General features: G+C 38.8%; 13 protein-coding genes. 5 read left to right on the top strand and 8 right to left on the bottom strand.

The window, feature by feature from the left end; all coding sequences use genetic code 11:
• Positions 1–25 precede the first annotated feature (25 nt).
• The 5 genes from EFY79_RS00065 to EFY79_RS00045 all read right to left on the bottom strand — a co-directional run bounded on the left by EFY79_RS00065 (position 26) and on the right by EFY79_RS00045 (position 8,878).
• Positions 26–1,585 carry an FG-GAP repeat domain-containing protein gene (locus EFY79_RS00065; protein ID WP_123118630.1) on the bottom strand — a complete coding sequence of 520 codons (1,560 nt, stop codon included), beginning with the start codon at positions 1,583–1,585 and terminating at the stop codon, positions 26–28.
• Between the two features lie 181 nt (positions 1,586–1,766).
• On the bottom strand, positions 1,767–3,338 hold the full coding sequence (locus tag EFY79_RS00060) for a SusD/RagB family nutrient-binding outer membrane lipoprotein (protein WP_123118629.1): 1,572 nt from the start codon (positions 3,336–3,338) through the stop codon (positions 1,767–1,769).
• 24 nt (positions 3,339–3,362) lie between these two features.
• Entirely contained in the window at positions 3,363–6,686 is a 3,324-nt protein-coding gene (locus EFY79_RS00055; protein ID WP_123118628.1) for a SusC/RagA family TonB-linked outer membrane protein, read from the bottom strand.
• A 72-nt stretch (positions 6,687–6,758) separates the two neighbouring features.
• Positions 6,759–7,976, bottom strand: coding sequence for an ROK family protein (locus tag EFY79_RS00050; protein WP_123118627.1), 1,218 nt, complete (start codon positions 7,974–7,976; stop codon positions 6,759–6,761).
• A gap of 140 nt (positions 7,977–8,116) precedes the next feature.
• Complete coding sequence (locus tag EFY79_RS00045; RefSeq protein WP_123118626.1) at positions 8,117–8,878, bottom strand: TrmH family RNA methyltransferase; 762 nt, start codon at positions 8,876–8,878, stop codon at positions 8,117–8,119.
• A gap of 12 nt (positions 8,879–8,890) precedes the next feature.
• Here EFY79_RS00045 and tamL point away from each other — a divergent pair, with 12 nt between their 5' ends.
• From tamL to EFY79_RS00025, 4 genes are all read left to right on the top strand, one after another.
• Positions 8,891–11,326 (top strand): translocation and assembly module lipoprotein TamL, encoded by a 2,436-nt coding sequence (gene tamL, locus EFY79_RS00040; RefSeq protein ID WP_123118625.1) that lies wholly within the window; start codon positions 8,891–8,893, stop codon positions 11,324–11,326.
• Between the two features lie 368 nt (positions 11,327–11,694).
• Positions 11,695–12,555 carry an alpha/beta hydrolase gene (locus EFY79_RS00035; RefSeq protein WP_123118624.1) on the top strand — a complete coding sequence of 287 codons (861 nt, stop codon included), beginning with the start codon at positions 11,695–11,697 and terminating at the stop codon, positions 12,553–12,555.
• Positions 12,556–12,808: 253 nt separating this feature from the next.
• The gene (locus EFY79_RS00030; protein WP_123118623.1) at positions 12,809–13,303 is read left to right on the top strand and encodes a hypothetical protein; all 495 of its coding nucleotides are present in this window, start codon (positions 12,809–12,811) and stop codon (positions 13,301–13,303) included.
• A 428-nt stretch (positions 13,304–13,731) separates the two neighbouring features.
• Positions 13,732–14,961: an MFS transporter gene (locus EFY79_RS00025; RefSeq protein ID WP_199727401.1), complete on the top strand. Its 1,230-nt coding sequence runs from the start codon at positions 13,732–13,734 to the stop codon at positions 14,959–14,961.
• A gap of 47 nt (positions 14,962–15,008) precedes the next feature.
• Here EFY79_RS00025 and EFY79_RS00020 read toward each other — a convergent pair whose 3' ends face one another.
• On the bottom strand, positions 15,009–15,428 hold the full coding sequence (locus EFY79_RS00020) for an SRPBCC family protein (RefSeq protein ID WP_123119200.1): 420 nt from the start codon (positions 15,426–15,428) through the stop codon (positions 15,009–15,011).
• Positions 15,429–15,744: 316 nt separating this feature from the next.
• Here EFY79_RS00020 and EFY79_RS00015 point away from each other — a divergent pair, with 316 nt between their 5' ends.
• Positions 15,745–19,599 (top strand): PAS domain-containing protein, encoded by a 3,855-nt coding sequence (locus EFY79_RS00015; RefSeq protein WP_123118622.1) that lies wholly within the window; start codon positions 15,745–15,747, stop codon positions 19,597–19,599.
• Positions 19,600–19,751: 152 nt separating this feature from the next.
• Here EFY79_RS00015 and aroQ read toward each other — a convergent pair whose 3' ends face one another.
• Both aroQ and carA read right to left on the bottom strand, forming a co-directional pair.
• The gene (gene aroQ / locus EFY79_RS00010; RefSeq protein WP_123118621.1) at positions 19,752–20,174 is read right to left on the bottom strand and encodes a type II 3-dehydroquinate dehydratase; all 423 of its coding nucleotides are present in this window, start codon (positions 20,172–20,174) and stop codon (positions 19,752–19,754) included.
• Positions 20,175–20,212: 38 nt separating this feature from the next.
• Entirely contained in the window at positions 20,213–21,316 is a 1,104-nt protein-coding gene (gene carA, locus EFY79_RS00005; protein ID WP_123118620.1) for a glutamine-hydrolyzing carbamoyl-phosphate synthase small subunit, read from the bottom strand.
• Between the last annotated feature and the right edge of the window lie 350 nt (positions 21,317–21,666).

Below are 21,666 nucleotides of genomic sequence, written 5' to 3'. Positions count from 1 at the left end.
AAATTAGATACTATAGTGTATGGATTTATTTAAATCTATTGTTTTTCAAAAGAAGAATTTGGGGAAACGATGCAGTGCCCTTTGATACCAGTTTGGAAAACTCAGCAATATTATAAATAAAAGAGCCGAGAAAAATATCAGTATCTCCATCGTTGTCAAAATCACCAATATCCATTGTCAGCCATTTGCCCTTGCCGGCTAATTTGGTGGTAGATGCAGTGAATTTTAAATCACCTTTATTTTCCAAATACATAAAAGATTGCTCCGGCTTTTCGGGATCATCATAAAAAGAAATGGCAGCGATATCAAGGTCGCCGTCACCATCAAAATCGAAAGCCATGGCCTTGCTTGCGCCATAAAAAGGGATAAACAATTTTTCTTTAAAATTATTTTTCCCGTCATTCATTAATATCCTGATTCCATGATAATATTTTTTAATCGGCGAAAGATCCCAATTATCACCGTTGGTTAATAAAATATCAGGATGGCCATCATGGTTAAAATCTGCGAGCTCAAAATAACTGACGCCATACACCGGTGGAAATTGTGCAAGTATTTTCTGAGTAAAATTGCCGTTGCCGTCATTCAAAAAAAGAAGCAATTCCTCTCTTGCCTGCGCCATCAAAGCAATGATATCTGGTTTGCCATCTCCATTAAAATCTTTTACAATTACTTTTCTTGCTCCTGGTTGGTTTATAAGCAGGTGTTCTTTTTTAGGATCTCCATTTTCAAACCAGCTTAATTTTCCGTTGTGATTTCCGAATTGGCAAATAATCAAATCGTGGATGCCATCCTGGTTTAAATCAGCATTAGCAAATTGAACAGGCCGAGCGAGGTTTTCAAATCCATAAATTAGAGGCTTTGATGCAGCCGCTCCGGGTCCTACTACACTTATTTCCCCTTCTTTTTTATCAGAAGGACTTATAGAGCCGATGCATAGAAATCGTAATACATCCGGAATCGAAAAATCAATATCTACCGCCGGGCTTTTCATTTTCCATAAACCTACCGCCTCAAGTTTATTATTAATCGCATACACCTCATTGTTTGCATCCCCAACAAATAGAAATGAAGTAGAAGGATCAAATTTTACCATACATGTTTTGGGCGTTATCTTTTTTCCGATGTAAACTTCCTCTGCATGGAATTGGGTTAAAGTATCATGAACAGGAAGCACGCCTTTCTGTGGTAACGGCTTTTGTGGAGAAGCGGCCGTATAGTAATCGACTATTTTTTGCCAGTTTTCTTTTTGCAATACAGCTTGTAAAGGGTATACATTTTGCGTCTTAACCAATCGCATTTCTTCGCTATCCATTCCCTCATACGGATTATCACCCGGATTTCTTATGCCCAGTCGCCATCCCATATTGGGCAACACTTTTTGCTTCCATGTTTCTTTGTCAAGCAAAGAAGGTTCAGGAAACAAATGACACATAGCGCAATAAATTTTTGCCAGTTCTTTGCCGGGAGGATCAGATCGGGGGGATAAAATTTCTTTTCGCGAATTGGACAACCAGGAAAAGCCGGATATAAAAAACCCCAGAAAAGAAAAAATTAAAAGAGAATATGAATGATTCTTTTTCATTTAGCAAGTTGTTCGACTACGATAAAAATTATCGCTCATTGATTTTTACCTTCTCTCAAAGTAAATAAAATTGCCTTCATCTCCTATACTCCTAAAAAGAAAGCCAACCTTTTCAGGGGCTGGCAATCTTGCTTGATTATGAGAAAATTTAAGGAATTAGTTTATATTTTTAATACCTCATTTATTTTACATCCCAGAAAATTTTCACATTGAATTTATCCGCGTCTTTCACCTTACTATAATTTTCTGCATTATATGTTTGTTCATTGCTGGGATATTGCCATCTGCTGGGAGGCATTTCCTGCGGATTTGTATTATCGGGTAAGAAAGTCAGTACAGGTAATTTCAGACGCCTTACTTCAGCCCAATTTTCCAAAGGCTGCAGCACGCTATAGTTTATCCATTTTTGTGTAGCGATCAAGTTCAATTTTGCTGCATCGTTACCCGCCCATGCTACCGACTGCGAAGCAAGGTAAGTTGCTTTTGCACCATCACTTACAGTTTTACTGGCGTAGCTGGCATAACGATCAATAGATGTTTTCACGCCATTTTCGTAAGCAGCCTTTGCATCAGCGTCGTCGCCTTTGGACAGATAATATTCTGCCACATAAAAACTAACTTCTGAAGCATTAATCAGCATGCCAGGCAGGTAAATATTCTGAGAAATATTTTGAAAATTATACCTGGCCAATTTTCCTGAATTCACAACATCAGTCTGGGCGTTGCCATTTAACATTGGATCTAATCCTGCAAAAGTGGATCCGGCGCTATCGCCCGGTTGGAACATAATGGGCAATCTTGGATCATTGCTGGCGTTCATTAAATCAATCATTTGCTTGGTCGGCACATCTCCTCCACCCCATCCAATGAGGCCGGTATAAAAATCTGCACTTCTACCGGTGCCTGAACCGTTATTTATACCGCTGGTTGGACTGTAAACTTTAATAGCAATATTGTCGCTATTAGACATTACAATCGGGTAATTGGTGGGGTTACCCAATATAGCCGCCATTTCTGCATCCACCCTTGATTTGAAAGAAGCAACACCGGAAACCCTCATCAGCATACGGATTCTAAGAGAATTACAATATTTTTTCCATAAATCAATATTGCCGTTATTAATAAAATCCTGAGATTTTAAAGTGGTTGATACAGCAGCAGGAACTGAAATAGAATTTAATTCATCGGAGAAACCCTTTAAATCATCCAGCATTTTTGTATAGATAGTAGCAGCGTCATCATACTTTGCATAAGAAGCGCTCACGTTGCCCTTATTGGTGCTTAACAGTCCTGCTTCTGACCATGGAATATCACCGTGCAAATCAACTACCTTTTCGGAACGATCGTAATAGTGGATTGTAGCCATAATAATGTATATTCTTTTCGCAGCTTTTTCATCGTCAGTAGCATGATCATATACATTAAGCAATTCCTTATACTGGGAAAGGAAGTTGTAAAAATTAGACCAACGGTCGGAAACAGAAGCTGCTCCGGGAACGTATCTGCCTTGTGTATTGTTTACCCCTACTGCTTGCGACCATGGGAGCGCAGTGTTTTGCAAAACCACAAAGTAGTTCCAATATTTATACATCACATAATCCAGGTCAGAGGATAAAAACCCCGAAAACTGCTTTTCGATAGTAGTAGTAGCTACGGTTGTGGGCTTTATATAGTCATCGGCAAATTGTTTTTTGGTGCAGGAAAACATTCCTGAAACCCCAACAACCAGGATGGCCAAAATTATCTTTTTCATATTATTCTTATTATCGTTTTATTATTAAAATGTTGCTCTTAACATGGCGCCAAAAGTTCTAGTAGAAGGCTGGCTGCCAGCATTGCTAATATTATTGAACCAAACATTCCCGGTTGTCAATTGCTCAGCATCCATATTTTTTATTGTTCTGTATATGTAAAATGGATTTCTTGCAAATACTGAAACGGTCAATCTTTTTGCCCAAACCTTTTCTGACATTTTGGTTGGCAATGTGTAAGCAAGGGAGATTTCCCTCATTTTGATATAATTATTTTTTTGTACATACAAATAGTATAGGGCACTTGGAGAATACTGAGGGCCACCCCAGTTATAAATATTCCAATAGTAATATGCCTGCGAAATAATATTTGTATTCTCTTTGCCATCTGCTGTTACACCCGGCAGCAACATGCCATCGTGTAAAACAGTTTCACCATTTGGCCCCTGGGCTGCTGAAGTAGGAATGCCTCTTAGATCCCCATCCAGGTAATAGCTCAAACCACCATGATCTGCATCCATGTACTTAAGGCTTTCTTTAGTAATACCGCGGCTGTTCATCCAGAACAAACCGGTAGGAATGACGTAACCGCCATATTTGAAATCAGTAACCAGGGTTAAATCAAAGTTTTTGTAAGAAAAAGTATTGTTGAAACCACCGGCACCCTTTACCTGGCTGTTACCACCTGAAACCATTTTGTTTGGATCCTGCTGGTAAAGTCCATCGCTTGTGATGATTGGCTGACCTTTACTGTTCACCAGCAACGGATGAACATAAATATCACCAACCGGATGGCCAACAACTGATTTTATCTGGTAAGCATTACCATCGTTATCAGAATGGATAAGTTCATCGGACCCCGTTGCCAGCTTATCAATCTTGTTTTTATTGCTAAAATAATTCAGGCTAAGAGACCATTGGAAATTCTTTGTACGTACCGGAATTGCATTAATATTTGCTTCAAAACCATTATTGGACAACTGGGCAACATTGGAAAGAATCGTTGATGCACCCATGCTTTGTGGCAATGATAAATTGATAAGCAAATCATATACATTATCGTGATAATAAGTGAAATCAAAATTTAACCTGCGTTCAAATGTTTCGATTGCCAACCCAAATTCATAGGTTTTTTTCATTTCAGGACGGATGTTATCATTACCATACGGGTTTGTAATGGTGGATGTGGTCAACACCGGGTTAGTTCCTGGTAATTGCACACCCAAATTGCCGGTATTATAGGCTACGTTAGCGAGGTAAGCTTGTGGATAGCTACCCACTGTTCCCCACGATGCCCTTAATTTAGCATAGTTAATTACAGTAGGTAGTTTAAACATGTCAGACAAAACAAGGCTTGCATTTACAGAGGGATATACGAAAGAGTTATTATTAGGATTCATCGTAGAGGTCCTGTCTCTCCTTATGGTTCCTTCTATAAAAGCATAGTTTTTATAGTTAAAATTTAAAGTTCCCAGGAAAGCATCTGTAGTAAAGTAGCTTTGACCACCGCCGCTGCTGAACGGGGTATTATAAGACGCACTTAAATCAAATTTATTTTCAACTGAAAGTCCGCCATTGGTTCCGACGTTGGTGGTCATCCCTTTTTCTCTGCGGCCACTATAGCCACCCATGATAGAAAATTCCAAGTCTTTTGTTATATTACGCATATAGGTAGCTAACACATCACCGTACAAAATACTATAGTTATAATTTGATTGCGCATAGTAGCCGCTAGGACCATATTGAACTGGCTGTGATGAAAGGTTTTTACTAAAGGTCTGGTTAAAAGTGGCGTCAGTCGCAATTTTGCCACGCAATGTTAGTCCGTCTATAATGGTAAGATTATTGGTAATGCTTGATATCAACCGGTTATTATAATCATCTTCATTGTTTGACATCATGTTCCATACATAATCCAAAATATCGGTTCTGTAATTCGGTATTTTTAGATTTTCATCGGGCGTTAAACTTGGATTGGTGCCCGTAACATATTTATATCCGAGGCTGGTTCTGTATTTATCATAATACCAGGCGCCGTTGTCAAAAGCCGGCATCATTCCTGTGAAATTATTAATCAGCCTGTCTACAAGATAAGGACGGTTATGAACATGCTGGTTCATATAATTGATCATAATATCCAGCGAGTAATTTTTACTAAACTTAATAGTACTTGTAAAATTGGCATTCAATCTCTCATCCTTAGAGTTTTTGCTAACGCCTTCAAAATTATCATGAGTCAAAGACAAGCGGATATCAGCTTTATCTGTTCCGCTGCTGATGGAAACGTTCTGTGAAGAGTTTTGCCCTTTTTGGAACAGATTTTTATACCTGTCCGGTTGCGGCGAATAAGGACGCACTTTCCCATCCCATGATAAAATTGGTTTACCGTCGAACTTAGGGCCAAAGCTTAAGCCGGCCTGCAAATTTGTTCTGTAGGTAGTTCCATCTAAAGTATAGCTTCCAAATCCATCGGGGCCACTTGCATAAATTCCATAAGGAACCGGGAACCCCGCTCCTCTCACGTTTTGAAGTTCAGGCAAATAGGCCACCTCATTTTGAAAATATGTGGCGTTGAAATTAACATTAAAGCCTTTCTTGGCTTTTTTACTCGTAAGTACCAAAACACCATTTTTGCCTTCAGAGCCATACAAAGCAGCCGCAGCAGCGCCTTTCAGCACGGTAACACTTTCAATATCCTCCGTGTTCAAATCAGTAAGACCATTAGACCTTACACGCTGGTCGCCCCAATAATTGCCGTTGTTAAAAGGTCCATCTCTGACAGGAACTCCATCCAAAATAATAAGCGGGGTGGAACTGAAGCTGATAGAGTTTACTCCCCGCAACTGCATTACCACACCGGAAGTGGAGCCGCCTGGTGATTGCGATACCTGCAATCCCGGAACCTTACCATACAATGCGCTGGCAAAATTGGTGGGGGCAGTTTTTACAATATCGCTAGACGAAACAGTAGAAGTAGCATAGCCCAGCGATCTTTCCTGGCGCTTTACGCCGAGAGCCGTTACTACTACTCCCTGCATTTGTTGTCCCTGCTCGCTGTTTAAAACTACTGTCAATGAACTTGACGCGCCAACAGGCACTTCTTTTGAAACATAGCCAACAGAAGAAAATTCGAGCACGCTGGAATTTCCAGGCACAGAAATGGAAAACTTTCCGTTGTCGTTTGTGGCTACTCCCGAAGTTGATCCTTTTAAAAGGACAGATACATTGGGTATCGGGGTACCCTGGTCGTCAGTAACCGTCCCGGTTACTGATTTTTGTTGCGCTGCCGCAACAAGCGCAAAGGCGCAGAAAATAGGGCAGAGCAAAAGTTTGAAAACAATTTTTGTCATTGCATTTGTTTTTGTAATAAATGAATCGGATTTGTGCTTTTTGTTAAAAAAAGAAGTTTATAATTAGTTGAATCAGGCAGTTTTTTTATTTGCATTGTCTATAATTTCTGACAGGTAATCATAATTCTCCATCACCAGCGCCGCGCCGCCTATCAGTTCAGCATTTGCGCCTAAATTGGAGACTTCAATATCCGTTCCCTGGTGAAGCCTCGGAATACAAAATTCATTTAAGGCTTGCTGAATAGGCGCCTGCCATACCTTTCCCGCCAGCGAACCGCGGCCACTTAAAATAATTTTATGTGGATTGAAAAGATGAATAAGCACAGCTACTCCTTTGCCTATATTATGTCCGGCCTTTGAAAACAATTCTGCAGCAAACTGGTCTCCTTCCTGGGCCGCACGGGCTATACCTTCAAAAGCTAATTCCAAATCACCAAAAGGAAGGTGCTTCAACCTTGATTTGCGGCCTTCTTCAATCCCCTCTTTGGCGCTTTGTATCATCAGCAAAAGAGAGGTTTCGGTTTCAAGACAACCCACTTTACCACACCAGCAAAGCTTACCGTTTAAAAAAAGAGGAATGTGGCTAAACTCTCCGGCAAATCCATCATGCCCCCTGAAAAGCTCACCGTTCAAAATCATCCCCAAGCCTATTCCCCACCCTATGTTGATTACCATCGCATTCCTTTCATTCCTTGCTTTTCCGAAATAGTATTCAGCAAGGGCAATCAGGCTGGAATCGTTGTCGATATATACCGGAAGCCCTAATTCTTTTGAGAAATAATCCGTAAGGCTTTCATTGCCGGGTAGCTGCAGAAAAGAATAATTGATCCCTTTGTCGACGTTTACAAATCCCGGCATCCCGATTCCTACTCCGGCAATTTTTTCTTTTGGAATTCCGCACGAATCGATAACCCGTACCAGATTCTCAACCAGGGCTGCCACTGCTTTTGTGTTATCAGCGAGCGGCAGAAGTATCTTTTCAACAGGAATCACAAACCGGTTTTTCATATCCATCACGGCAATCTTTGTCACGTATTGGTCCATTGCTACAGATACCAGGTAGGTGACATCGTTGTTTACTGAATACGTTAACGGGCGGCGGCCACCGGTTGATGGAGCATAACCGGATTCAATCACCAGGTTCTCTTTAACCAGTTCTTCAATAAAACCTGAAGTAAGAGGAAAGCTTTTATGTATCCGCGATGAAAGGTCGGCACAAGAAAGATTGCTTTCAAAATATAATTCTTTGAGAATTTTATTTCTTATTAAATTTCTTTTCTCATTAATCATAGCTTATGTTAAAGTTCGGCGAAAATAATATATTATTAACATAAGTTCCAAATACTTTTTAAATTTTTTAAAAAGAAAACTACCTTAAATAAAATTTGAATTGGTAAACCAATCTTTTAAAGAAGAAAATCAGCGGCTTATTATTTCGGTGAGTTAAGGGCCTTAATGATTTGGGATAGAATAATGCCGGTTGCCACAGCTGCATTTAAAGATTCAGCGTGGCCTATCCTGGGAATAGTAATTTGATGTGTGCAAAGTTTCAACAGATTATTGTGAATGCCTTTTGATTCGTTTCCAATCAGAATAAAGCCTTCATTTAACTTTGGGAAGTTAAAAATGGAAGCGCCATTTAAAGTAGTTGCATAAGTTTTAATTGCGGAGTTTTCAGGCAGGAATTGCTGCAAATCTTTATAAAATACATTCACGCGTGCAAGGCTTCCCATCGAGGATTGTACCACTTTGGGATTGTAGCAATCGACACTAGTGTCACTGCAAATAATATTTTCGATGGCAAACCAGTCGGCGATGCGAATAATAGTTCCAAGATTCCCCGGGTCCTGCAGATCATCGAGCAGGATAGAAATTTTTCCGGTAAGGCTTGGTAAATCAGCATCGTTTTTACCCAAAACAGCTACCACCTTATTAGGAGTTTTTAACTGGGAAATGCTTTTAAGCCAATGTTCATCAATCTCATACATAGCGGAAATATCTTGCCCTTCCAATAAAAGGCTGTTTTCGTTTAACCAATCTTTCACTGCGCAAATCAAAATACATTTTAGCTTTTTTTCAGAAAGAAATTCGTTTACAATTTTTGGTCCTTCTGCAATAAAGGCGCCTTCAGCATCCCTGAATTTTTTAAGGCTTAAACTTTGAATATATTTGACAATCTTTTTGCTCAACATGGTTTTTAAATTATGAAAGGTATTAGCCCACCTCCTTTATCCGTTTTATTTTTAGGAATTGTTTTTTGTGTTGTTCTGTTGCCCGGTTGTGTGATTGTTCAAAAATATCAAAAAAATGTTCCTTTCGTTTTTAAAAACAATATTAAACTGAAGGCGGAAAAGGTAAGTAAGGATGAGAAAGCGGTTTTAAAATCTAAATTAAATACCCAGCTTGTAGATAGCGCAAGGGTAAATGTGAAAGATAAATTTTTCATTTTTCATTACTATGTGCACCCGCCTGCTTTTGACACCAATGCCGTAGCCACTTCTGCCGCTAATATGCACGCGTTGCTCATGAATTCAGGGTTCTATTCTCCTTCCATCAACTATTCTTTTGATACCGTCACCAAACGTGTGAATCAACAAAGGGTAACTATAACTTATGATGTGGACGCAGGTAAACGAACCCTGATAGATACCGTGGCTTATCTTTTCACCCATCCACAACTGCAGGAATTAGCTGTGAGTACAAAAGATGAATCACAATTGAAGCCTAATACGCCAGTATCCCGCACAGGCATTGTAGATGAAACAAACAGGCTGGTGAATCTTTTTAAAAACAACGGCTATTATAAATTCACAGCGGATGATATAAGAGCGACCGGCGACACGTCTATTGCTGCGCTGACAAGTGTTTCAGAGGATCCGTTTGAGCAATTGCGGCTATTGGCCGAAGCTGAGGAAAAAAGAAAAAACCCGACTATCAGACTTGGATTTCAATTAAATAATTTGCCTGACAGCAGTAATCTTCAGAAGTATTATATCAACCAGGTGTATGTATTTCCTGATTACCTGACAGGAGATTTATTCACAGATTCAACACTGCATAAAAGAACTTTTAAAAATTATATCGCCGAATACCATCGTAAGCTTTTTAAATTTTCATTAATCGACCGGAACTTGTCTTTAAAAAAAGATAGTGTTTTCAGGCAGGACGCCTATTTTAAAACTATTAATGACCTTTATAAGCTTGGTGTTTGGGAAAGCCCTACAATTGATATTCTTGAACAAAAGGATACAAATCTTTTAAACCTGGTAGTCAAACTTGTTCCGTTAAAAAGATATTCGTTCGAAGGCAATATTGAAATGAGCTATTCAGCCAACAATGCGACCAGCAGCATTACAACATCCGCCACCGGTAATCTTTTAGGCTTGTCGGCCAACGTGGTGGTAACGGACAGGAACCTTGCCAAATCCGCCATTCGGATGACGAATGGCATCAAGGCGGGAGTAGAATTTAATACCGTTCATCGTAACAGCAACGGCACATTTATCAACTCAAATGAGCTGAGTTATTCAAACACTTTGCTATTTCCAAAATTCATATTTCCCTTTGCCAATTACAACAATAAGAAAGTTATTACTACCCAGTCATTCATCAATACCAACGTATCGCTCATTAACAGGATTGATTTTTTTAATCAGCAGGTATTTAATACCAGTTATGGTTTTAACTGGACCACTAATGACAAACATTTATGGAGTCTTAAACTTTTTAATTTTGATTACCGCCGGTTATACAACCGTTCCAAGAGTTTTGACAGTACCTTAAACGAAAATCCGTTTTTGAGGTATTCATTTAACACAGCGCTGGTGATGGGCGCAGGTGTAAGTTATAATCTTGCAAAAGCCAATCCGCGCAATCCTAAATTAATTACCAACCTGAAAATAAATCTTGAAGAATCAGGATTGCTTTGGGACTTATTAAAATTGAAAGACAAAACGCCCCAGACGGGAAATTTCTTCAATAAATATTTAAAAGAATTTATCAAGGCGGATATTGACTATACTTATACTATCAATCATCCCAAATCTGCCCTGGCTTTCAGGGCATTTGCGGGCGTAGGAATTCCGATTTCAAAAAACGATACAACGCTCCCCTTCTTCAAACAATATTTCGGAGGCGGGCCTAACAGCATGCGCGGATGGCCGGTCAGGGGAATTGGCGTGGGCGGCCAGCCGTTAGCGCCTTACAAAACCAACCAAATCCGTTTTAATGATCGCACGGGCGATATCCAGTTGGAAGGCAATGCCGAATACCGGTTTGATGTAGCGCCTTTATTTTCAAATGCGGTTTTGTTTAAAATGGCATTATTTACTGATTTTGGCAACATCTGGAATTTTAAAGATACCAGGCCCGATGGCGCTACAGATACCACGCAATTCAAATTTAAAAATCTGTATAAACAACTTGGCCTTTCGTCCGGAGTAGGCTTCCGGTTTGATTTCAGCTATTTTCTGATCAGGTTTGATGTGGCGTTCAGGTTTAAGCGACCCGATGTTTTGGAGAATGATGGCTGGCAATTTCCGGCTGTCAATTTCAGGCACTTATTCGGAGGCTCTCTGGACGACAAAATATGGCGATATGAAAATTTCAATGCTACTATCGGTATTGATTATCCATTTTAAATTCAGTATTGGATAAAATTTTGTAAGCATTTGATAAAATAATATAATTTTTTTAAGAATCCGAATACTAATTTTACACCGCTCCAACACTCTTTCGCAAAACTTATTCCCTGGAAACATTTTGAATGTATTTGTAACGAAGACAAGATATTTGTCCTGCATTGAAAAACCGTTTTAATAAGCTGTCCAAAATTTTGTGGCAGCTTATTTTTTGTTTTACCGCAATACAGTAACCAACAAATTTGTTTGATTTCTATTTTGGCTCCACGCTATACAGGCGTTTTAGAAAATAATTTCTAGATTCAATTTAGAAAAATTTTTCCAATCCGAACCTGAATAAATATCTTCATGTCAAAAAATAAAATTCAATGAAGCCGCACATTTCATTTGCACCATTCCCAAAAAAAATATTGATTCACATTTTCTTTGTGTCGCTGATTATTTTTTCAGGTCATTCATTTGCTGCCAAGGTAGACACAGCGCTGACTTACAGCCAATCAATGAAGAAGAATATAAAAGCCGTGGTAATAACTCCGGATAATTATTCAAAAAATAATTCTTATAATGTAATTTATCTGCTGCATGGATATAGCGGCAATTATGCAGATTGGGTAACCAAAGCGCCTGGCATAAAAAAATTATCAGACCAGTACAATGTAATATTAGTATGCCCCGATGGAAATTTTGGTAGCTGGTATTTTGACAGCCCTGTAGATTCTTCATGGCGATACGAAACGTATATTACCAAAGAACTGATACCATATATCGATAAACACTACAGCACCAACGCATCAAGAAAAGGCAGAGCTATCACTGGTTTGAGCATGGGTGGCCATGGCGCGTTCTATCTCTCATTCCGGCACCAGGATATTTTTGGCGCAGCAGGCAGCATGAGTGGCGGCGTGGACATCAGGCCTTTTCCGCTCAACTGGGATCTGAGCAAACGGCTGGGTTCTTTCAAAGATCATCCTGGGAACTGGGAAAAAAATACCGACATTAATTTAATTTACCTGCTAACTCCAAATTCGCTCGCCATCACTTTCACCTGTGGCACTGAAGATTTCTTTTATGGAGTCAATAAAGAATTACATGAAAAATTATTAGAAAGAAATATTCCACATGACTTTACGGTGAGGCCAGGCGGGCATACATGGGCATTCTGGGCCAATGCCATTCAATACCAGGCACTGTTCTTTGATAATTACTTTAATGCTGACGATAAAGAATAAGCAGCACAGTAAAAGAATAAAAAGTTAGATTTTCATCTTTTTTAGATGGAAATCACGATTAAGATTGGCTTTACAAGCATGGGATAAAAATGAGAAACCGATGGTTTTACCATTGATGAAAACAAACCGTATACTACCCTGTATTTGACAATTCACATCCCTGTATAAGTTTTTATCGAAATTAAAAATTTTGGTACGTGGTTTGTCTTCTAACTAATGTCCTAAACCATGAATAATAATCCAAACAAGCCGAATGGAAAAATACCTGTTAGCCGAAAATAAAAAATTACTTACCGGCATTTATGATGACAAGATGAGTGCTGAAGAAGCATACTTTTCATTAAGATCCTGTGGATACGCCATCGGTGAAATCAATGTGCTGATGAGTAAAGACACTCAACTTCGGTATTATTCTGATTTTTCAACTAATCATCTTTCAAAAAAAACCGCTAAAAATGTAACAGGAGGAATAGCGGATAATTTTTCTTCCTTCGGAACGAACCTCAAAATTCCATGGCCTGGCCTGGTTGTGTCAGGCCCTATGGAATCAGATTTTGACATTACCGACCCAAAGGGATCATTTACTATAACAGAAGCTGTTTTAAAATCGGGTATTCCTAAAGATGAAATGGTTCGATATATTGAAGGATTAAAAAATGGAAAAATTATTATCACGGCCGTTGCTAAGGAGGCGGCTACAAAACACTCAAAATTGAACAATCAAATTTTGGGAAATACCCGCGTTTAAATCTGGACTTGAAAGATGAATTGTTGCCTCACCTTTTGCTGAAAAATTGTGAGGTATTTTTTTTATAAAAACTGCAGGAGCGGCTCTTCTTATTTATTTTTTTCGATCATCTGCGGAACTTTTTCATTCACTGATGGTATTAATCAGATTAAGTGTTCTATTCAAATTCCCGGCGGTGAATAGATTATCATTGAGTGAGCCAATGCGAAGCATAAAAATAAACGTTTAGCCGTAACCGTTATAGTGAAGCCACAAATACCCGTATTTTTATTTTTACTTTCAAAATTTAATTTGTCAAAGGCAATCAATTTGAATTGTTGCTAATTGCATTTTTGTAATTTAGCACTTACAGTATTTAACGTCAGCTTGAAATGTACCGGAACATTTATACTACATGATGAAAAATTAAAATCAATTTAATGTAAACAATGCAGGAGAACGCAAACTTCATCACAAATAAAGAAACCCGGCGTAATCAAACAAACGCCATGCTTGCAGGTTTCCTGGGATGGACGCTGGATGCATTTGATTTTTTCATTCTCACATTTGTGCTCGCTACGGTGGCAACAGATTTTAATGTAACTGTGCCTGAAATGGCCCTGACATTAACCGCAAGCCTCGTAATGAGGCCAGTAGGCGCGTTAGTTTTCGGGTTACTTTCCGACAGAATTGGTAGAAAATTACCACTTATGATTTCCATTATTTTTTATTCAGTAATGGAAATATTATCCGGCCTTGCGCCAAATTACCAGGTGTTTTTAGCGCTGCGATTTTTATATGGCGTTGGCATGGGCGGCGAATGGGGAGTGGGTGCTTCTCTTGTGATGGAAACAGTTTCAGTAAAACGGCGGGGGCTTTTGTCAGGGCTTTTGCAGGAAGGATACGCCTTTGGATTTTTACTCGCTGCCGCCGCTTATTATTTTGTATTTCCAAAATTTGGCTGGAGAGCGATGTTTTTTGTAGGCGGCTTGCCCGCGCTGCTTACGCTTTTTATCAGGAGCAAAGTAAAAGAAACAGAAGCCTGGAAAGCTAACCGTTCATTAAGCTGGAAAGAATATGGCAACGCGATAAAAAAGAACTGGAAATTATTTTTATACTTAGTGCTACTGATGTCCATGATGAATCTTATTTCGCATGGAACCCAGGACCTTTATCCGACATTTTTACAAAAGCAAAAGAATTTTGATCCTCACGAAACTGCTGTGATAACGATGATTTCAATGGTAGGCGCTATTTTGGGCGGCTTATTTTTTGGATATCTTTCCGACTTTTATGGCAGAAAAAAAATGATGGCAATAGCTGTGGTTCTTGCGCTGTTGCTTATTCCATTATGGCTACTTGCGGGAGGAAGCGTTCTTATCGCCCTCGGCGCATTCGGAATGCAATTTATGGTGCAGGGCGCCTGGGGAATTATTCCGGCGCATATCAATGAATTATCACCCGGGCCGGTTCGCGGCTTTTTTCCGGGCTTCGCTTATCAACTCGGCGTTTTGATAGCAGCAGCAGTTCCTTATGTGGAAGCAACTCTGGCTGAAAACCTGGGCTATGCTACAGCAATGGAAATAGCTGCCGGTAGCGTGTTAGCTGTTGGCGCGATCATCATATTGGCAGGCCCGGAAGCACGCGGCATTCATTTTCATAAAGTGCCTGCTTCCTGATAAAATTTTCAGGCTTTTGAATGGCTCCGCGTTATTCAATTGTTTTTTTAAAGCGATTCACAATGTTTTCTGAAATTGTCCAGGATCGCCTGCCATCCGGCCTTTTGCATGTCAATTGAATTTTGATTTTCAGCCTCGAAGGTTTCTTCGACCAGTGTTTTATTATTCCGAGAAGAAAATTGAACCTTTACCTTGCGGCCATCGCCGATCGTATATTCGATCAATTGATATCGAATCACTTTATCGTAGGTTCCACCAAAATCAAATCCAAAGCTTCCATCTTTTGCCTCCATCCTATAAGAAAATTTTCCACCCGGCTGCAAATTATTTTCAGCCTTAGTGGTATGCCAATCGTCTGACGCTGCATTCCATTGAACAATATCACCGGCGTTGTTCCATGCCTTCCATGCCGTATCAATTGCAGCATTGATTTCGGTGGCAATAGTAATTGTTTCTCTTTTTTCCATAATTTTTTTTTCAAAAATAAAGTTCTCCGGTAACAACACCATTGGCTGATTTTGCCAATTACCGATAGAAATGCGGCAAAAACATTTTAACTTTATAAAAGTAGCTTCAGCAGCTGACCCCCATCGATAATTAATTTTTTCAGGAGACCTAGTTCGTTTTAAGCGACAATTTTTAAATCAAAAAAAAATACCCGTTTGCCGGGAATGCTTAACAGAAACAAAAAAATAGCAAATTTGTTCGTTTACTATAAAAAAGTTTAATCCACCAAAATAAAAAGCCTCTGAAACTGTTTATTAATCCAAAGTTCATTCTAAAATGACACAACAATCCGGACAAAACAATAAAGTATCAAACAGAAAAAGAAATAGTAATCAGGTACAAAAAGCAATTCAGATTTTATTTGTTTTTGATGATGAGAACGTAGTGGCAAGTATTCAGAAGGCGCTGAAAAAATCAAATTTTTATTTTACTGAAATTTTAATCCAATCAAAAAAAGAATTTACAAAGGCCATCAAATCCGGGCCTGACGTTATTCTGGCTTCTGAAACTACTATAGATCTTCCAGTGCTAAAGGCAATTGAAATCTTAAATAACAAAGAGAAAAAGATTCCGTTAATACTGATCGCTGATAATCCGCCTGTTGAAAAAATTATAGAAATTATAAAAGCAGGAGCCTTTGATTATGTAAACTATCATCAGCTTGAAAAACTGGAAAAGACAATTCGAGAAGCAATAAATAAATTCCGCATTGACAGAAAACAGGAAGATTATGTTGAAAAGCTGCAAAAGTCAGAAACAAGGTTTCGCGCATTGATTGAAAATACGGTTGATGCAATCGTAATTATCAATACAGAAGCAATGGTTACGTATGCATCTCCCACTATCACTAGGGTTTTGGGATATAGTGAAGAGGAGGCCGTCGGCGTTTCTATTTATGATGTGGTGCATCCTGATGATCAAACAAGAATCCTGGAAATGATTCCTGAATGTTTGGAAAAACCCGGCATCTCGCTTCCAGTAATGCAATACCGGTGCAAACATAAAAACGGCGATTGGATTTGGGTAGAAGGTTCTATCACCAATATGCTTCATGTGCCTGCAATAAACGGGATTGTTGATAATTTTCATAATATCACTTTAAGAAAAGAAGCCGAGGATGGACTAAAAACAAGCGAAGAAAAATACCGGACGTTTTTTGAAAATAGCTTAGATGCGATTTTATTGACCGTTACAGATGGGCGCGTATTAGCCGCTAACCCTGCCGCCTGCAAAATGTTTCAAATGACAGAACAGGAAATTTGCCATGCCGGACGAAAGGGGCTTGTGATTACAGAAGAAAAGGCATTTTCAAAAATCATGGATGAACGGATGAAAAAAGGAAAGGTAAAAGGAGAATTAACTTTTCGCCGAAAAGATGGAAGCATTTTTTTAGGAGAAATAAGTTCAGCCATATTTAATCATTCAGCAGGTACAAACCGCACTTCCATGATAATCAGGGACGTTTCTGAAAGAGTGCAGGCGCAAAAAGAATTGAAAGAATCAGAGGAAAGATATAAGTTTTTGTTTGAATACAGCACAACGCCAAAATGGGTATTTGAGTTGGATAGCGGCAAAATTATTGACGTTAATGATACAGCGGTTCAACATTACGGCTATAGTCGCAATGAGTTTCTCAAAATGGTAACGAACGATTTGAAATCGCCTGAAGAATTACCAAGGATGGCTGAAATACACAAACATATTGCAAAAATAGAAGGCCTCAACAGGTTTGGAATTTTTACACAGGTTAAAAAAGATGGAACTAAAATTAAAGCGGAAGTTTCCGGCCACAAGTGCTCATACAATGGAAAGGCCTGCATGGTAATAGATTCATTTGACGTAACGGAGCGCGAAAGCATTCTACATGAATTAAAAGATCATAAAGAAAAATTACGATCTGCGCAAAGCATCGCCAAACTTGGCTACTGGAAGCACAATCTTCAGACCATGGAAATTTATTGGTCTGAAACTTTATTTGAAATCGGCGGATTAACAAGAAATAGTTTTAAGCCCACATTAGAAAATTTCATAAAGATTGTACATCCTGAAGACAAAAAATTATATACAAAATTCCGCGACGACATTTTTAACGGATTGAAAGGGCAGGAAATTGAATACCGGATAATTACGCCCAATGGAAGCATAAAATGGATTCATCAAAATGGAAATTTAATTAAAGATGAAAATAATAATCCTGTAATATTTGAAGGCATTGCCCAGGATGTAACAACAAGAAAGCTTCTCGAACTATCTCTTGAAGAAAGCAACCTGCGATATCAAATGGTATCAAAAGCCACTTCAGATGTGATATGGGATTGGGATTTTAAAAAAAATAAGGCGTTCTGGGGAAAGGGCTTTGAAACCCGCTTTGGCTATAAATTAGACGAATTAAACAGCGAAGAAGAATTTTGGGAAAAGAATATCCATCCTGATGATAAAGAGCGTGTGCTTAAAAATATTAATGAAGCCATCAATAGCGACAGCACAAACTGGATACTTGAATACCGTTTCAGGAGGGCCGATAACAGCTATGCCTATGTGTTAGACAAAGGATTTTTTATCAGGGATGTTGATGGCAAAGCGATAAAATTAGCCGGCGGCATGCAGGATATTACTGAAAGGAAAGAGCTTGAACAACTTTTGGATAAATCAAACAAGCTGGCGCGCATCGGCAGTTATGAATTAAACTATGGAACCGGTGTATTGTATTGGAATAGCATTGCCAAAGTTATTTATGAAGTGCCCGAAGATTTCAAACCCACTTTAGAAAGAATAACCGAATTCTATCCTCCCGAGTTATCGAAAGAAAAAACTATTAAAGCTTATAATGACGCGCTTGAAAAAGGCGTTCCATTTGATGTTGAGACCAAAATCCGCACTGGCAAAGGCAATGTCCGATGGGTAAGACTAATCGGAGAAACTGAAATTATTAACGGAAAAATTACCAAATTATATGGAAGCATTCAGGATATTGACGACCGTAAAAAAAATGAAGAAGCCCTGCAGCTAAGTATTGAACGCTATAACATTGTTGCAAGGGCTACTAATGATTCCATCTGGGATTGGGACCTCGTTGAAAACCAGGTAGTAAGGCCGGGAAAATCATTGGAAGCCGCATTAGGCTACGAATTTATCCCTCCTGAGGAAGTTGATAGCTTTTGGCGAAATCATGTTGATCCGGAAGATTGGAAACGCATTTGCAACAACAGGCAGGCGCTTTTTAATAATCCGTCAGAATATTATTGGGAAGATGAATACGGGTTCCTTAAGCCTGATGGCACTTATGCGATAGTGTACGACCGCGCTTATATTAGCCGCGATAAGGAAGGCAAAGCTATACGAATGATTGGCGCTTCCAGGGATATTACCAAATTGAAAGAAAATGAATGTCAGCTAAAAGCCTTGAATGAAAAATTAGAGAAAAGGGCAAAAGAATTAATCGTATCTAACCAGGAGCTTGAACAATTTGCCTACGTAGCCTCCCACGACCTGCAGGAACCTTTAAGAATGGTAACCAGTTTTCTTAGTCAAATCGAAAAAAAATACAGTGATTTATTAGACGAGAAGGGTAAAAAATATATCTTTTTTGCTGTAGACGGCGCTAAAAGAATGAGACAGATGATTTTGGATTTGCTTGAATTCTCAAGAGCCGGGAAAAATGAATCCAATGATGAAAGAGTAAATCTGAATGCTGTTGTAAAAGAGATTCTGGACTTGCATCAGCAAAAAATAAAAGAAACCCATGCGCAAATCTTAATTGAAAATTTGCCTGAAATTGCTGCGCCAAAAACAGCCCTGAGGCAGGTATTTCAAAATCTCATCAGCAATGGTTTAAAATATAGCCGCTTAAATCACGGTATTCGCCCCAAAATCAGCATAGCTGCAACAGAAGAAAGCGAATATTGGCGTTTTCGTGTGAATGACAATGGAATAGGCATAGAGCCTCAATATTTTGAAAAAATATTCATCATATTTCAGCGGCTCCATGATAAAAATGAATATTCAGGAACCGGAATAGGCCTTGCCATCACCAAAAAAATAATTGAAAACCTGGGAGGAAAAATTTGGGTGGAATCTGAAGTGGACAAAGGAAGTAGCTTCTTTTTTACTGTTCCGAAAGAAATTCAATAATTTCTGGGTTCAGCATTGCCGCATATTATTAAATGCAGCATTGATAGGTTTAAATAAATAAAATAAAAACAACTTTATTTGTTGCTTTACTGCTACCCGATAGTAAACCATTATTTAATCACCATCTTTGTCTTGATATAGCTTTGGGCGAATCAAATATTTTTAATAAACGATTCTACTGCCAGCAAATAACTTTTCAATCCAAAGCCCGAAATAGTTCCTGCACATTTTGCAGTAATATGCGATATTTTCCGGAAATCTTCTCTCGCTCCCACATTTGAAATATGCACTTCAATAACAGGAGTTTTGATAGCGGCAATAGCATCGCCAATTGCCACTGAGGTATGCGTATATCCGCCGGCATTCAGGATAATTCCGTCCATGTTTGCAGAGGATTGTTGAATTTTATTGATAAGTTCGCCCTCTACATTGCTTTGAAAATAATCAAAGTCAATTGTCTCGTATTCTTTGCGAAGTTTTTGAAAAAAATGCTCAAAAGTTTCTGAACCATAAATGGCTGGCTCGCGGCTCCCAATCAAATTTAGATTTGGCCCGTTGATAATGCATATTTTCATAACTCAATACTTTATAAAAAAAGGGAAACAAACAGGAATCAGGATGGCAACATTTTAAAAAATTCATCAAACAGATAGCGACTGTCATGCGGCCCTGGCGTTGATTCAGGGTGATATTGAACCGAAAATGCCGGCCGGTCTTTAAGCCTGATGCCCTCTACCGAATCATCATTCAGGTTGATATGAGTAATTTCTATATTGCTATTTTTCCGCACAGCGTCAGGGTCTACGCCAAAGCCATGATTTTGCGTAGTAATTTCACAGCGGCCTGTAATAATATTTTTAACAGGATGATTAAGCCCGCGGTGGCCATGATGCATTTTGAAAGTAGGAATACCATTGGCCAGTGCAAGAAGCTGCTGCCCAAGGCAAATACCAAAGAAAGGTTTTTTAGAATGTAAAATTTGCTTTACTGTATCTACCGCGTAATCCATTGGCTCTGGATCACCGGGGCCATTGCTGATAAAATATCCGTCTGGATTAAATTTTTCCAAATCGGCAAAACTGGTTTTAGCATTGAAGACTTTTACAAAAGCTCCTCTTTCAACAAGGCAGTTTAAAATATTCTTTTTAATTCCATAATCCAGCACAGCAATTTTTAGCTTGCTGTTTTCATCTCCTAATGTGTAAGTGGATTTGGTAGAAACGGCTGATGCAAGCTCAAGGCCATCCATTGAAGGAACAGCTGCCAAAATCTTTTTCAGCTCAGGTATATCTTTATTTTCGGAAGAGATAATACAGTTCATAGCGCCTGCTTCGCGAATATGAATCACCAACGCACGGCTATCAACGCCATCAATAGCTACGATGTTTTGTTTTTCAAAATATTCCTGCAAAGAATTATCGGCTGCAAAACGCGAATATTGTTCTTCGAGATTCCTTCCAATAATTCCTTTCACTTTTACAGAATCACTCTCTACTTCATTATCATTTATTCCATAATTTCCGATGTGGACATTGTTCATAATCACCACCTGGCCATAATAGCTGGGGTCAGTAAAAACTTCCTGGTAACCGGTCATCCCGGTATTAAAACAAATTTCTCCGGTAGTAGTGCCTTTTTTTCCGAACGCTCTTCCATGAAAAACATTTCCATCTTCGAGAATGAGAACCGCAGGCTGGGGTAATTGAGTATCAGACATGAATAAAGTTTTGCAAAGAAAAGAAAATGCTGGCAAATAATCGCGGGACTTCTAATTTTTTTAATAACATTCCTTGCTTTGTTCGTCGAAACACAATACCACAAAGGGTTACAGGTGAATGTAAAATCATGCTAAATTTTAAGTGAGATTTTACGTACAATCGTTAGTGAAAATTTTGAAGCAAATTATATAAAAAAGTACGGGAGTCGTACAAATTGGTTTTGATTCCTTACTTTGTTTGAAATGGACCAAAAAAAGAGGCTGTCTCAAAAGGATAGCCTCTTTTTTTTATTTTTAAATTTTAGGTGGGTTTATTCACAATTTGATGTAGATAAATTTTGTGTAGTATT

It is taken from the genome of Hanamia caeni (genome assembly GCF_003721595.1).
Lineage (GTDB): Bacteria > Bacteroidota > Bacteroidia > Chitinophagales > Chitinophagaceae > Ginsengibacter > Ginsengibacter caeni.
The sequence above is the reverse complement of the archived record's forward strand: the minus strand, read 5'-3'. Positions and strand labels throughout refer to the sequence as shown.

Bases quoted from the DNA above. Each gene is read 5' to 3' on its own strand.
- EFY79_RS00065 (WP_123118630.1), bottom strand. From the start codon at position 1,585: ATGAAAAAGAATCATTCATATTCTCTTTTAATTTTTTCTTTTCTGGGG.
- EFY79_RS00060 (WP_123118629.1), bottom strand. From the start codon at position 3,338: ATGAAAAAGATAATTTTGGCCATCCTGGTTGTTGGGGTTTCAGGAATG.
- EFY79_RS00055 (WP_123118628.1), bottom strand. From the start codon at position 6,686: ATGACAAAAATTGTTTTCAAACTTTTGCTCTGCCCTATTTTCTGCGCC.
- EFY79_RS00050 (WP_123118627.1), bottom strand. From the start codon at position 7,976: ATGATTAATGAGAAAAGAAATTTAATAAGAAATAAAATTCTCAAAGAA.
- EFY79_RS00045 (WP_123118626.1), bottom strand. From the start codon at position 8,878: ATGTTGAGCAAAAAGATTGTCAAATATATTCAAAGTTTAAGCCTTAAA.
- tamL (WP_123118625.1), top strand. From the start codon at position 8,891: ATGAAAGGTATTAGCCCACCTCCTTTATCCGTTTTATTTTTAGGAATT.
- EFY79_RS00035 (WP_123118624.1), top strand. From the start codon at position 11,695: ATGAAGCCGCACATTTCATTTGCACCATTCCCAAAAAAAATATTGATT.
- EFY79_RS00030 (WP_123118623.1), top strand. From the start codon at position 12,809: ATGGAAAAATACCTGTTAGCCGAAAATAAAAAATTACTTACCGGCATT.
- EFY79_RS00025 (WP_199727401.1), top strand. From the start codon at position 13,732: ATGCAGGAGAACGCAAACTTCATCACAAATAAAGAAACCCGGCGTAAT.
- EFY79_RS00020 (WP_123119200.1), bottom strand. From the start codon at position 15,428: ATGGAAAAAAGAGAAACAATTACTATTGCCACCGAAATCAATGCTGCA.
- EFY79_RS00015 (WP_123118622.1), top strand. From the start codon at position 15,745: ATGACACAACAATCCGGACAAAACAATAAAGTATCAAACAGAAAAAGA.
- aroQ (WP_123118621.1), bottom strand. From the start codon at position 20,174: ATGAAAATATGCATTATCAACGGGCCAAATCTAAATTTGATTGGGAGC.
- carA (WP_123118620.1), bottom strand. From the start codon at position 21,316: ATGTCTGATACTCAATTACCCCAGCCTGCGGTTCTCATTCTCGAAGAT.